Origin of the sequence: Thermococcus sp. GR5 (assembly GCF_012027535.1) — an archaeon.
In the GTDB taxonomy this organism is placed as follows: domain Archaea; phylum Methanobacteriota_B; class Thermococci; order Thermococcales; family Thermococcaceae; genus Thermococcus; species Thermococcus onnurineus.
The window spans coordinates 241,478-254,896 of the sequence record NZ_SNUN01000001.1; the positions used below are offsets into that span (position 1 = coordinate 241,478).

The 13,419-nt window shown below is 42.8% G+C and carries 11 protein-coding genes; 1 reads left to right on the top strand and 10 read right to left on the bottom strand.

What is annotated here, in order from left to right; translation table 11 throughout:
* Positions 1 to 12: 12 nt before the first annotated feature.
* Genes alaS through E3E33_RS01190 form a run of 4 tightly spaced genes read right to left on the bottom strand, consistent with a single transcriptional unit; the run spans position 13 to position 4,025 of the window.
* Positions 13 to 2,742 (bottom strand): alanine--tRNA ligase, encoded by a 2,730-nt coding sequence (gene alaS, locus E3E33_RS01175; RefSeq protein ID WP_167711463.1) that lies wholly within the window; start codon positions 2,740 to 2,742, stop codon positions 13 to 15.
* Positions 2,743 to 2,800: 58 nt separating this feature from the next.
* Positions 2,801 to 3,097 (bottom strand): initiation control protein YabA, encoded by a 297-nt coding sequence (locus E3E33_RS01180; protein ID WP_167711450.1) that lies wholly within the window; start codon positions 3,095 to 3,097, stop codon positions 2,801 to 2,803.
* Between the two features lie 24 nt (positions 3,098 to 3,121).
* Positions 3,122 to 3,376: a type II toxin-antitoxin system CcdA family antitoxin gene (locus E3E33_RS01185; RefSeq protein WP_167712042.1), complete on the bottom strand. Its 255-nt coding sequence runs from the start codon at positions 3,374 to 3,376 to the stop codon at positions 3,122 to 3,124.
* Positions 3,377 to 3,410: 34 nt separating this feature from the next.
* On the bottom strand, positions 3,411 to 4,025 hold the full coding sequence (locus E3E33_RS01190; protein ID WP_167712043.1) for a hypothetical protein: 615 nt from the start codon (positions 4,023 to 4,025) through the stop codon (positions 3,411 to 3,413).
* Positions 4,026 to 4,168: 143 nt separating this feature from the next.
* Here E3E33_RS01190 and E3E33_RS01195 point away from each other — a divergent pair, with 143 nt between their 5' ends.
* Entirely contained in the window at positions 4,169 to 4,876 is a 708-nt protein-coding gene (locus tag E3E33_RS01195) for a hypothetical protein (protein ID WP_167712044.1), read from the top strand.
* On the opposite strand, the gene E3E33_RS01200 is transcribed toward E3E33_RS01195, so the two are convergent.
* The 6 genes from E3E33_RS01200 to E3E33_RS01225 are packed head-to-tail and all read right to left on the bottom strand — an operon-like array spanning position 4,873 to position 13,415.
* A complete protein-coding gene (locus tag E3E33_RS01200) occupies positions 4,873 to 5,580 on the bottom strand; it encodes a YgjP-like metallopeptidase domain-containing protein (protein ID WP_167712045.1) in 708 nt (235 codons plus the stop codon). The two genes, E3E33_RS01195 and E3E33_RS01200, sit on opposite strands and share 4 nt — an antisense overlap.
* Positions 5,577 to 8,612: an HsdR family type I site-specific deoxyribonuclease gene (locus tag E3E33_RS01205; protein ID WP_167712046.1), complete on the bottom strand. Its 3,036-nt coding sequence runs from the start codon at positions 8,610 to 8,612 to the stop codon at positions 5,577 to 5,579. Before E3E33_RS01205 ends, E3E33_RS01200 begins: the two co-directional genes overlap by 4 nt.
* On the bottom strand, positions 8,584 to 10,440 hold the full coding sequence (locus E3E33_RS01210; protein WP_167712047.1) for a DUF262 domain-containing protein: 1,857 nt from the start codon (positions 10,438 to 10,440) through the stop codon (positions 8,584 to 8,586). The genes E3E33_RS01205 and E3E33_RS01210 overlap by 29 nt, the downstream gene beginning before the upstream one ends.
* Entirely contained in the window at positions 10,433 to 11,680 is a 1,248-nt protein-coding gene (locus tag E3E33_RS01215) for a restriction endonuclease subunit S (RefSeq protein ID WP_167712048.1), read from the bottom strand. Before E3E33_RS01215 ends, E3E33_RS01210 begins: the two co-directional genes overlap by 8 nt.
* The gene (locus tag E3E33_RS01220) at positions 11,677 to 12,837 is read right to left on the bottom strand and encodes a Kiwa anti-phage protein KwaB-like domain-containing protein (RefSeq protein ID WP_167712049.1); all 1,161 of its coding nucleotides are present in this window, start codon (positions 12,835 to 12,837) and stop codon (positions 11,677 to 11,679) included. Before E3E33_RS01220 ends, E3E33_RS01215 begins: the two co-directional genes overlap by 4 nt.
* Complete coding sequence (locus E3E33_RS01225; RefSeq protein WP_167712050.1) at positions 12,837 to 13,415, bottom strand: hypothetical protein; 579 nt, start codon at positions 13,413 to 13,415, stop codon at positions 12,837 to 12,839. The genes E3E33_RS01220 and E3E33_RS01225 overlap by 1 nt, the downstream gene beginning before the upstream one ends.
* Between the last annotated feature and the right edge of the window lie 4 nt (positions 13,416 to 13,419).

The following is a 13,419-nucleotide window of genomic DNA, read 5'->3' on the forward strand; positions in this document are numbered from 1 at the left end:
AAAGTTTAAAAATCAGCCGAGGCGCTTCTTCACCTCGGCTATAGCCTCCTCGGCCTTCAGGGGGTTCTTTATCCTGCCCTGGGCGAGCTCCTTTCTTCCACCCCCGCCACCGCCGGCAACGCTTGTTATCACCTTCGCAAGCTCGCCGGCCTTAAGGTCGAGGCCATCGCCAACGGCAACGACGAAGTGGCCCTCCCTGCTGATGAGGAGGACAACTCTCTTATCCTTCCTGAGCTTGTTTGCCGCCTCGCGGAGGTCGTCCATGGTTCCCTCAACGACTGCGCCAATGAACTCGACTTCCCCGACCCTCTCGATTCTGTCCTCAAGTTCGTAAACGAGGAGCTTCGCCAGCTCCTTCCTGAGCTTCTCAACTTCCTTCCTTGCCTCCTTCCACTCGTTGAAGAATCTCCCGGCAGTCTCTGGCAACTTCTCGGGCGGGACGCGGAAGACCTCACTTGTTCTCTTGAGGATTCTCTCAGTTTCTTGCATCCAGTTTACGGCGGCCTCTCCCGCGGCGAAGATTATCCTCTCAACACCGTCCTGTATGCGCTCGGTTCTCAGGATTTTAATCGGACCTACAAGGCCGGTGTTCGGCAGGTGGGTTCCACCACAGGCCTGGACATCCCAGTCCTCTATCCTGAGCACCCTGATAATCCTGCCCGGCACAACTCCGCCCTGATAGAGCCTGAAGCCGTACTTCATCTCGGCTTCAGTCCTTGGAAGCCACTCCCAGGTTACCCTTCTGTTCTCCATAACTATCCTGTTGGCGAGCCTCTCTATCTCCCTGAGCTCCTCCTCGGTTATGCGCTTGTAGTGGGATATGTCCAGCCTGGCCCAGTCGGTATGAAGCTGAGAACCAGCCTGCCAGACGTGCTTTCCGAGAACCCTAACCAGGGCACCCATGAGGACGTGGGTTCCCGTGTGGTGGCGCATGTGCTGGATTCTCCTGTCCCAATTGATCCTTCCGTGGACGGTCATGCCCTCCTTGAACTTCTCGGGCTCCTCAACCCTGTGGAGGATAACCTTTCCGACCTTCTGGACGTTGGTAACTTTAACTCCGTTCAGCTCGCCCGTGTCGTAGGGCTGACCGCCGCCCTCGGGGTAGAATGCGGTCCGGTCAAGAACGACCCAGTCATCGATTACCCTGAGAACCTCCGCGTCGAACTCCTTCATAAACGGGTCCTCGTAGTAGAGTGTCCTCGTGTCGGGCAAGTCCTTCACGAGTTCGAAGTCAACGACGTACTGGGCGGCCTCCTTCTTTTCTTCCTTCTCGGCCTCCTTGGCGACGAGAGTGTAGAAGTTGTCGGGTATGTGGACCTTAACACCCTCCTTCTGAGCTATTTCCGCCACTATCTCCGGCGTCAGTCCGTGGCTCTCGTAGAATAGGATGAGCTTTTCAAGCGGAATCTCGTTTTCACCCTTCTTCTTGAGTTTGGCTATCTCGCGCTTCACCAAGTCGCTTCCGCGCCTGAGGGTTTCCTGATAGCGCTTCTCTTCAACGTTGATGATGTCAAGGATTACATCCTCCATCTCCTTAAACTCAGGGAAGCTCGGCGAAAGCTCCTTGATGTGCATGGCAACGATCTCCGCCAGCGGCATTTCCAGACCAAGCTCACGGAGGTGCCTTATGCCCTTCCTTATGAGGAGTCTTGCAAGGTAGCCCGCCTTGACATTGGACGGGATGACTCCATCAGCGAGCATGAATGTTAGGGCCTTGGTGTGGTCGGCTATCGCATAGATAAGCTCGTAGGGCCTTACCAGCTTCTCCAGCTCCTCAACGCTTATGCCGACGCGTTTGGCAACTTCCTGGCGGAGAACTCTCAAATCTCCCATGTCCTCGATGTCAAACATTCCGGCCAGTTTAGAGTTCTCCATCAGGATTCTCTCGTCTATTTTCTCTATCCCAGCCATCCTCTTGAGTGGCTCTATGACGTAGCCGAGGACGGCATCGTAGGCTGTGGGAGTACCCTGGCTCATCCAGACAAGCCTTTCAAGGCCGTAACCGGTATCAACGACCATCGTTTCCATCGGGACATACTTGTCGCCCTTTATCTCAACGACCTGACTTGGGTCAGCGTTTTCAGGAGCTTTCTTGTACTGCATGAAAACTAGCGTTGCAACCTCAAGACCCCTGTAAAGGACCTCGAAGGCAGGTCCGGCGTTTCCACCGCCAGCCCAGGGGTTCTCCTTGAAGGTTATGTCCTCGGCCTTCATACCGAGCTCCTTGGTGAAGAACTCGAAAGCGAGCTCAACCGTCTCGTCCATCCAGTATATCGGCTTGCCGGGGTAATTGAAGGCGTGGTGCGCCATCATCTCAAATATCGTGAAGTGCCTGCCGGTTATTCCAACGTTGTCTATGTCGGTAAAGCGAATCGAGGGCTGTGAGATGGTGAGCGGATTGGCTGGAGGATCGGCTTCACCGCTGATTACCCACGGCTGGAAGTCCATGATTGAAGCACCAACGAGGAGAACGTCGTCCCTCCATCTTGGCAGAACAGGATAGCGCTTCACCCTTCCGTGGCCGTGCTTTTCAAAGAAGCTCAGGAACTTCTCGCGCATCTCGTCGAGGGTGTACTTCTTTGGAATGCCAGGCTTACCGATGAATCCATACTCGTCACACGGAGGGTCCCCGCAGGTTTTCCTCTCTGGGTCGAGCGTCCAGAAGAACTTTCCGCACTTAGGGCACTGTTTTCTCATCCACCCTTCCTCTTTAAACATGCGCGTGGTCATGTCCATGCTCATGAGCATCACCTCTTTTTAAGCTGAAGTAAAAAGAGCCGGAGCCTAATTAAGGTTTTTGTTAGTCTTTCAAATCAGCTTCGAGGTCAACGTCCACATCCTCAAACTGCTCCTCATCAACGACAACAAGAGGGACTTTGAGCTTTGCAAGGAGCTCCTTAAGGCGCTTCTCGCGACGCTCCATCATCTCAACTTTGTGTCTCAGACTGGTGTTCTCTATGGCGAGCCTATTAGCCTCGTCGACCTTCATGTTGAGCTGCATTCGAAGCTCGACTATCTGCTCCTCCAGTTCAATGATGGAACGCTCAAGCCTCTCAATCTCATCATAAAGGTCTTTACACAGCCAGCGCTTTACCATAGCGGTCAGCCCCGCGAAACTTCCTCACCAATCAGGGGGCTCCAGACTCATCATCCCACCACCAAGTTTTTCATCCCCACTCTTAACCTTATCCTCCAAAAGTCCTTGCCTAAGAAACTCCTCCCTCTTCAAGTCAAGACTTTCCAAAAGCTCCAGCTCTATCATTAAGGCCTTCTCAAGAAGCCTGCTCAAGTTTATACCCTTATCCTTTGCTTTTTGGTGAAGCTCCCTAGAGATAAGCACAGTTGTTCTAACTTTCTCTCCCATAATAATCACCATGTGAATACTGATGCATACTTGTATATACACTTTTCTAATCAATAAAATCAGACAATGATGATTGTCCTGAGGTCTCAGAAAGTTTATTGAAAAACTTAAGGAGACCCCTATAGTTTTTGATATTCTCCAGCATATATTTGTCAATAGTCCCATCTAGCAGAACTTTTGTCATCTGTATCAGGGCATTCTTAAACTCATCATAAAGAGAATCATTGTACTCTTCTAGTAACCTCACAACAGATTTAGCTCTTTTCCTTAGTTCTTCATCATCTGGGCTCCTTCCTCTCATATCAGATATGTAATGGAGTATTGTTGTGAATACCCCAACATTAATATTTAGCTTAACAGCAACTTCATTTATGCTTTTCTTCCTATACCCTGACAATTCAATTCTCAAAACTTTATGGGCAACACCATATGCAACTGCCTTAAAGAACACCTCATCATGCTCTTCAACAAGTTCATTAAACAATTTTGCAAGCATATACACTGAGTCAGAATGTGTAATATTTAACCCTGTATGATGTACTAGCCAACCAGTCACTTGTTCAAGCATTATAGCAGAGTCTATACTGAGGGCCACATGTTTTCTTTTACTGATAAGTTGTTGATAATCAGGATTATCCCTTGTTCCATTAGATTTCCCCATTTTGTCACCCCCATAAACTGTTATAATATTTTGTTTATAAGTGTTTTTGTAGTTAATAACATGGTATTTTGTTAACAAGATAGTAAAGTTTATATAGGAAAAGTGACAATATATTATTGACAACATCCTGAGGTGTTAACAAGATGGTAGAGACTGGAAAAATCCAAACCACAACAAAGGATGTTGAGTGGAGTGACATCCCCACCAGAATTGCTGGTGGAGGAGTTGTGGATAACAGAATAGAGTTGGATGACTACCTTCTATACCTGTTTGAGGACAAGGGAGCCATTGAAGTTGTTGATACTGAAAAGGGTCTAGTGAAGCAGAGGTACATAGTCAACCCACTGAAGAAGAAGCTGGGTGAATTTTCAGAGAGTGCAGGGGAGGTGGGAGTCCACCAGATATTTTTTGAAGTGAACAACAGATTCAACACCCACATTAGTCTAGACATTATTTATCAAGCTGTTGTTAAAGGTGGGAGTATTAAATTCAGATACACCATTGGGCTTAATAAAAAGGGGGAGATGGTTGCTAAAGAAACAGTGTATGAACTTGAGCACTCAGACACTGAAGTGAATGAACTTCTTAAGGGCATAGTTGAGACCACAATAGTGCCCACCATAAACAAACTTATTGAGCATGTCTCTAGTATTGCAAAAGAGTACCAGCTGGAAGTTAATATGGGTGAGAAATCTATGGAGATATTCTGGTTTGACTCTGGTACCCCTGAGTTTGAGTTAAGAGATGTGGAAGAGAAAAAGATTAGTGGCTATGTAACCACTGAAGAAGCTAAGAAGCTGTCCCAGCTGCCTAACATCAAGGCCATAAGATACATACCCACAGTATTTTAAAATAGCCCTAATAATTGCCTCCAAATCTCATTATTCCAAACAATTATCCAATGCTCCTCCAAAATTTTTTCATGTTTTTTATAGTCTGAAATCAATGAACCAACAATAAGCCAGAATTTTTTAGTGTGTTTTTTCTCAATCAAGTGGACAAGCTCATGAATAACAGCATACCTCATGGTATCCTCTGGAAGGGATAGAAGAGCCAAGTTGAAGTTAAGATTATTTTTGTGGGAGCAACTCCCCCATTTACTCTTATGCTTCTTTATTGAGACTCTATTGTATTTAACCCCTAAAAGTCTGGAATAGTGGACCAAGATTTCATTCAGCTTATTTCTGAGTAGTTTTCTAAGCTCCTTTTCAAGAAGGCTAATTTCCTGCCCCCTCTTAGATTCAGGAACAGATAAAATGACCTTGTGGTCTAGAATGGTCAACCTACTACCTTGACCATTATGATACTTAACCTCTAATCTAACTGGTTTCCCAAAAAGGTAAAAGTTCTCACTCAATGCAATTTTTTGGTACTGCTCAATTTGTGAGAGTTGCTGAAGAATCCAGTCCTTCTTCTTGGATAACAGGTGCTCTACATCATACCCCTTAGGAACCACAACTTTGACAATACCATCAGGCCTAATTATTATTCTAGCTAACTTGACATCCCTAACTTCAATTAAAAGTGGGATATCTGAGTAAAGGCCTATGCTCACTTCCAACCCTCATCAAAGTTCTCTACCAACAGCTCAAAGAACTCATGGTGAATAGTATCTAGTGTCCTTTCAAGCTCACTAGGTTCTAAGTTTCTCTCAGCCAATTTAACCAGCAAGAACAATCTGACACTCTGTTCAACCTCAGCCCTAGCACTCTCCCTAGTAGTCCAACCACTGAACATTTTGTCTTTGAGTTCCTCTTTCAGTTCAAGTACATACTTCCTTGCTGTCTGTTTATCAACACCTAGTTTTTCATGGAGGAATGACATTAGGAGAAACTCCTCAGAACTAAGGCCATATTTCATAGGTTCCTTCTCAATCTCAATGACTTCCTGGGCTAGTTCATGAAGTTGCTTGCTGAATTCCTGTATCTTCTCAGCATTTTCATAGATTCTTTTTATCAGCTTCTCAATTCTTTCAGATAACTTTTGATATGCAGGGCCTTTGTTTTTATTTCTCTCAGACCATTTCTTCAATACCACTGTGAGGTCAATAAGTTTTGAGTCATTAGCTTCCCCTTTCTCAACCTTTGATGATAGTTTCTCCAGGTAGTCAACATCAAATTTAATTACTGGGAATTTGTCTTCAATTTCCTTAGCTTCTACACTCTTCTCAATTATTTTCTCAGTTTTCTTATAGTACTCCCTGAACTTCCTACCTTTCTTGCCCTTGTATTTTCTCACATAGGCCTTGTAAATGGCAGTTATTTTCTTATAAGTGTCAAGATATGGTGCCAGAAATGGGTCTGGAGAAATGAACTCAAACAATTTTGCAAGTTGCTGGTATTTTTCCTCAAAGAACTTGGCCTTGACTGGGTCCCTCAGGTAGTTAATGACAAAGTAATCAAGGGTGTTTTTATTAACTTGGTCAATACCACCCAAAAATTCCACAAGTTCATTATACAGGTTCTTGAAGCCCTCTTTTAGTGAGTCATAATTGTATGCCACCCCTTTAATGTCCTCTTGGTAGAAATTGAGAACCTCCTTCAGGTTCTCAAACACCCCACTATAATCAATCACTAATCCAAACTCCTTTCCAGGTGCAGGCCTGTTTACCCTAGCAATGGCCTGTAATAAATTGTGGTCTCTCAAGTATTTATCTAGATACATGACCTGATTCACTGGGGCATCAAATCCTGTTAGTAGCATGTTTGTCACAATAAGGAGCTTAGGGGTGTCCCCATGCCTGAACTTCTCAACAATTTCCTCAATCTCCTCCCTGCTCTTATGATATTTCTCCAGCTCTGGAGGGTCATCATCTCTTGGTGAGAACACAACCTCACTCCACTCTGGAGGGAGATACTTATCCAGCTCCTCTTTGTAATAGGCACAGGCCCATCTGTTCACTGCAACCACTTGTCCTTTGAAGCCCAAGGGTTCTATGTATTTTTGGTAGTGCTCTGCAATATCTTTAGCCACAAGTCTAATCCTTTTCCTGAGTTTCAGGAGAAGTCTTCTATCAACCTTCTTCTGGAGTTTCTTCTTGGTCTCTTCATCTAGCATCCAGAACTCTGATTCAAATAATTTGTCAGCTAACTCCTTGTCCACCTTATATTTGACTCCCTTGTACTGATAATAAATTGGGACTGTAAACCCATCTTTTATTGACTCCTCAATAGAATACCTGTCCAAATATAATTCCCCTGGAGGGTTGAATTTTTCAAAGGTGTTCCTCTCATCTTTTGCTATTGGTGTACCAGTAAAACCAAAAATGAATGCATTGGAAAGCATGGCCCTCATGTTTATGGCTAGAATACCATACTGACTCCTGTGGCTCTCATCAGTTAGAACTATAACATTCTGCCTCTTGTTTATTGGGTGGTTTCCACTCTTCAAGGCTTCAAACATCTCTCTGTATCTCCTTGTTCTCTCCTTATCCTCTGATTCTCTAGGCTCTTGGAACTTCTGAACAGTAGTTAGTATTATGCCTCTCTCATCATTGTATAGCATCTCAATTAATTTTGGTATTGAGGAGGCTCTCTTAACATTGAACTTGTGCTTTTGGAATGTCTCAAACATTTGTTGTTCCAAATTATCTCTGTCAACCACTATGACTATTGTTGGATTATCAAGTTCTTCTGTCCTGTATAGTTTCCAAGCTGTGAAAAACATGGTCAAACTTTTTCCTGAACCTTGGGTGTGCCATATAAGTCCAGTCTTTTTGTTGTCCTCCCCAAGATAAGTCCTGAGAACCCTGTCATGGATTTTATTTGTGGCTCTAAATTGCATGTACCTTGACATTATTTTCACAAGCTTATTTTTCTCATGCCTAAAGAATATGAAGTTTCTGATTATGTCAATTAGGTTCTCCTTTGATAACATACCATATGCAGTCACTCTAATGGGGTCTTCATCATAAGTCACATCAAGCTTGTAAGGATAGGGGTCTTTCCATCTCCCCCACATGTCCAAGGGAGCATCTGAAAAGGTTGGGGCATAAAGAACCTCAGTCCAATCTGAGATGATGTTGAATTGATTAAAGACAAACAGCTTGGGAACAGCAGACTCATAATCTTTTATTTGGTGGTATGCAACTTCAAGAGTTTCACTTTCAGTAGTGGGGCTTTTGACCTCAATCACCACAACTGGAATTCCATTGATGAACAGAACAATGTCTGGTCTCCTTCTGTTCTCACCTTCTTTAATATAGAACTGCCTAGTTACCAAGAACTCATTATTCTCAAGGTTCTCATAATCAATCAACCATATTGTCTTGTGGAACTTTGAACCTCTGGGCTTGAAGGAAAGGCCATTCTTCAAAATCTCTAGGAACTCCCTGTTCCCTTCTATAGTGTGGGGGAGATACTCCAGCTTTTTAATTATCTGCTCTGCATCCTCTTCAGTTATCTTTCCAGCATTTATCCTGAGGAGAGCCCTCATCAGCCTATCCTTAAGCAGGGCTGAGTTGTAGTCCCTCTCCTTCTTTAATTCTGAAGGAGGCACATACTCCCAGCCAAGTTCCTTGGACAGGATATTGATAAATGGATACTCAGATATCCTCTCTTCAGGAGTTGGCATCCTCCCCTCCCCCACCAATAAGTTCTTGCACTTTGTTTAGAATAAGCATCCTCCTCCTTTCTAGGAACTTCTCATAATTGTTTTCTTTCATGGCTTCAATGCACTCAGAGTCAATAAAATGAGGCTTAAGCACCTCTTCCAAATCACCAGGAATCCAGTCAATATACTCTTTTGGTGATGTTGCTGAAATTTTCCTGTTGGTCTCATCAGTGATAAGGGTTCTATTGAGTATAGTGTTAATTTTAGATTTGTCTTTAATCTCCATCTTCTTCTCTAGGAAGTTTTTGGGGAATATATGGTGGTCTTCTAAGTTATGGAATTCTATGGCATCAACTTGGAGAAAGTCTCTTGCATGGTTTAATGCAATTAAGTTCATAATGCCTCTATAAATTGCACTACCACTCCTTGAGACTGTATACAGATTCAGAGATGATATTCTTGTTCTGGCTTCATTAATCATTGAGGGTATGGATTCAGGCTTCTTGAAAGCTTCTATTAGTTCCAATGTGTCACTCAAGGACTTTGACTCAACAGCACTGCTGTACCTCTCAGTGAATACTGAACTCCAGTACCACTGCTTTATTAGTGTGTAAGCCCTGCTCTTTTCTATTGGTGATAATTCTCTGGTGCCCTCCACATAGTAGAGGAGTGTTGCCAAAACTGGGAGCATGGGTTTGTAAGGAACCCACTTTGGCAGGAATGCCCCAAATCCTTGTGGATTGGTGCTCATAACTCTCTCAATGGCTCTGTCAAAATACTTTGCCATAATCCACCAATCTGACTCAAAATCCACTGGTGACAAATTAATTAAAGACCTATTTTTAACATCACTAATCTCCTTCTCACCCTTGTCCTTATCCTTGTCCCTGAGCACTCTCATAAGGCCTAGTGCCCTGAGTAGCAACACTTTAAAGAGGTCTGGGTTGTCCTCAGACAACTTTCTGATGCCCTCAAATGAATCAACAGTGTCCTGCCATATTTTGTGAAGGTCAATATCATCTTTATACAGCCTGGCAGTCAAGAGGTCAAAGACTGATAACCTAACTCCAGTGCTGTTCATCTTCTCAAATATTGTGCAGACCTCACCAAGTTTTTGTTTATTGTCTGGTTCAATTTTTGGTAAGTATAGGACTGGAACCTCAAACTCTAGGAGATTGTTAATATACTGTTCCCACACATTAATTTTCTTTTCTAGTGATTTCCTGTACTCTTGAACCAATCTCCAGCCCTCATCAAATCCAACATTTTCATCCCTTAGAGCCTTAGAGTACTGTTCAATATGATACTCAACAAATGCTCCCTTCCATATCTTCCACTTCTCCTTACTGGAAAGCTCTGTAAATGGAACTATTTTGTGCTTAAACTGAGATTCTTTGTCCAAGTACTTCTCAGCATCATTTTCATTTACACTGAATACAGCTTCTTCAACATTACCTTTTTCCAATTCTTGAAGCTTTAGGAAGAAAAGGTATCTCCTCTTGGTATGCTTTGGAGTGACAACATCTTTTGGAGGTGCATAAAACACATAGTGAAGTGAGGTTATCCTCTGCTGGCCATCAAGAATCATGACCTCTGGTTCTGCAATATAATTACCATTTCCATCAACTGGCAAACTGACACCCTGGATTGGCCTCCACTTAAATGGTGGTTGGGTAGGGTCTGTCTTGAGGAACAAAAAAGTTCCCACAAAGTAACCATTGAGGAGAGATACAAGCAAATCCTCAATATCTTGCCTAGACCACACAAAGTCCCTCTGGAACTGGGGCAATACAAGTTTTCCCTCTTCAGCCTGCTTTAGTATGTCCAGGAGTTCCTCCATCTTTGGGTCAAGCTTTTTATCCACTTCCCTCACCCACCTTAACTCTCACTTTTCCAGTGAGAAGTTTGTCCATCATCCCCTGCTTGAGTTTCTCAAGCTCTTCTTTTGTTTTCATCTCAGCCTCAATCTTGTTATCAATGGTCATGAGAATTTGGGCTATCTTTTTTTGTTCTTCAAGTGGGGGTAGTGGTACCAGGAATTTCTTTAGATTGGTTGCATTGATATTGGCTTGACTTACTCCCCTAGTTGCAATTTGCCTCAGCCTGTCCTGAGACAGTATCAGGTAATATGTCAAAAAGGCTGAGTCAACAATATCTTTTTTGGGCCTAAGTCTGATAAGATAGGAAGCAAAAACATAGTCCCCCTCAAGCATGAAAATCCCTGTCTTGCCCACAAGCTCATAACTGTTTGTCCTATTGACCAAGACATCTCCCTTTTCTAGTTTAAATTTATTGAATGTTTCTTCATCCAAGTCCACATATTTTAGATTCACAGGCATAACTTTCCCATTGATTATACTATCCATTTTGACAATAGGGTACTGGCCTTCATCATACATCTTTATTGAGAGCCCATACTGAGCAAATTCAATTATGTCCCCAATCTTGACAACATCCCACTCAGCAGGGATTTGCCCTAAGGGGCTGGGTTTGAACTTTATATGCCCAATCCCCTCAGTGAACAGCTTCTGCATTAAGGCATTCTTGAGTTGCTGGTAATGGTGGATTAAGGCATCAGTTTTTTCAATGGCCTTGTCAATGGTTGAGAGGATTTCAGCTATTTTCTTCTGCTCTGGGAGTGGGGGGAGTGGAATTTGTAACAAGTTAAGAATCTTCTTGTCTACATGAGGTATTCCAGTGCCCTTGGTTTGACTCTTTAAAATAGGCTCAACTTTGTGCTTTAGTAGATAGAATACAAACAACTTATCATATAAGTCCTCCTTTATTTTCAATTTCACCATTGTTGAGGACAAGATTCCCTCTCCCTTAGAAAGAAAAACCTCCCCAGCATTTGAACCATCCCATAATATTAAGATGTCTCCAGGTTCTACAAAAACTTCTTTCCCAGTAGGCCTGACAAAGTATGAAGGGATTCCTGTCCTTAAATATTCAGTAGAAAGATAAGGTAACCATCCATCTTGAGATTCATTGGATGTTATTTCTGGTTTTTTTCCTTTCACATACTGGATGATGTCCCTAATACTAACATAGTCCCAATCCTTAGGTATCTTCCCAATTGGTGTCTCTTTAAATTCATCACTCATGCAGTTTCACCCTCTGGTTTTGCTCTCAACCATGCATCAAGGGGAACTTGCTTAAGTTCCCTTACTCCACCCTTTACCTCATAAAGTCTAACCACTCCACTTCTCTTGCCAACACTTGCTATGTATTTCCTCTGGCATATTTCTATGAACTGCTTCAAGCCTTTTTTGTCTTCAATCTTAATTTTAATATGCTCACCATCTTCAGTTACCTTAAGGTTTGGCCTTTCCTTTGCACTAAGAACCTCCAGCTGGTCTAACAAGTCATTGACAAAATTTCTGTATCTTTCTGAACCTGTGTCAATTCCATCAGCTGTTATAAAACTGAAGAATTTAGTCTTCTGGAGCTGGGTTAGTGTCCTAAATATTGTCACTGTACTGAGAGCATACTTCATAACCTTCTCCTCATTTTCAAACTCAATAAATCCAGAATCTTTGAGTTTTGATATTGTCTCCTGAGTAATTTGTTTGTAGTGCTCATAGTACTTGAAGAATGATTCAAAATATCCTGTGTTCAACACCAACAACCAACCATCACTATCCTCATTGCCTGGGAACTCAAAGTATATTGAATCAATTGCTAAGGGGATGGATGTGTAGTCATCAGTTGCCAATGAAAGTCTCCTTTTGAACAACCCTACCATGATGCTGTTCTTCTTGAGAATGAATGACCTCCTATTTTTCACAAAGAATGCCACTCTACCCCCATCTTTAAACTGTATATCAAGAACATACCCCACAATAGACTTCACACCCTTGGCTGATGTTGATGACTTGGAACCTCCTTGTTTTATCTGGTTCCATATCACTCTAAATCCAGGGACATGATGTGGTTCAATATACCTGACAACTCCACCTGAAAATGGCCTGTTATAATCAAAGAAGTTTGTGAAGTCAGTGTCATCTTTTGATATCTTGTTGATGACCCTCAAGAATTTTTGGTTAAACAGCTTTACAATCTTTCTTCTGTAACTGGTGGGAAGAATCAGGTTATGAGTCCTGAACCAAGTTCTTGGGTCTTTTGTCTTCTTACCAGTACTCTCCACAAGGTACACATCAACTGTCATATCTGCAACTTCATTAATCTTTGAATGAAACTTCTTCAGGGTTATAATTGTTTGACCCCTTGCAAGAACCATACTCTTTTCAGGCTCATCCATCAGTCTTCAACCTCCAGGTAGATGTTACCTGATAGGCTTGATACACAAAGCCTCTCTGGGTTAGTTTTATCTGCAATTAGTATTTTATCTTTTCTGGTTATTAATAAGACCCACTGACCTGATTCCCTGTTTTTTACTTTGAATATATTGTACCCTAATGCACCCAGTACAGGATTGGCATAAATGAGGTTTGCCCTAAGGTACAAAATGAATACCAATCCCATGAAGACCACAAAGGTTAGGAGGTTTCTCACATCTTGGCCTGATGGGATAAAGGAGAGTAAGGAGACAACATAAGTAACCAGATATTCAAGGTACACATGATTCATCTCTTGGTAATCATCAACCACTATGAAGTTATCACAAATCCTCTCACCCTCACCAACATTCAACTTTTGTCTTGCCACACTCAAGAATCTAAATAAAGATACCAAGGAGGATACAATTAGCAACACAAAAAGAATGGTATGAAAACCAGTAACTCCATCATAAGTCTGAACTAGCAGGATAATCCATAGGGGCACATAAGAACTAAGGAAGAGCCACAGTCTTGCTAGTAGTGTTGGTTTCTCTTCCATCTTA

Excerpts from the sequence above, each read along its gene's own strand:
- alaS (WP_167711463.1), bottom strand. The coding sequence starts at position 2,742 with ATGAGCATGGACATGACCACGCGCATGTTTAAAGAGGAAGGGTGGATG.
- E3E33_RS01180 (WP_167711450.1), bottom strand. The coding sequence starts at position 3,097 with ATGGTAAAGCGCTGGCTGTGTAAAGACCTTTATGATGAGATTGAGAGG.
- E3E33_RS01185 (WP_167712042.1), bottom strand. The coding sequence starts at position 3,376 with ATGGTGATTATTATGGGAGAGAAAGTTAGAACAACTGTGCTTATCTCT.
- E3E33_RS01190 (WP_167712043.1), bottom strand. The coding sequence starts at position 4,025 with ATGGGGAAATCTAATGGAACAAGGGATAATCCTGATTATCAACAACTT.
- E3E33_RS01195 (WP_167712044.1), top strand. The coding sequence starts at position 4,169 with ATGGTAGAGACTGGAAAAATCCAAACCACAACAAAGGATGTTGAGTGG.
- E3E33_RS01215 (WP_167712048.1), bottom strand. The coding sequence starts at position 11,680 with ATGAGTGATGAATTTAAAGAGACACCAATTGGGAAGATACCTAAGGAT.
- E3E33_RS01220 (WP_167712049.1), bottom strand. The coding sequence starts at position 12,837 with ATGGATGAGCCTGAAAAGAGTATGGTTCTTGCAAGGGGTCAAACAATT.
- E3E33_RS01225 (WP_167712050.1), bottom strand. The coding sequence starts at position 13,415 with ATGGAAGAGAAACCAACACTACTAGCAAGACTGTGGCTCTTCCTTAGT.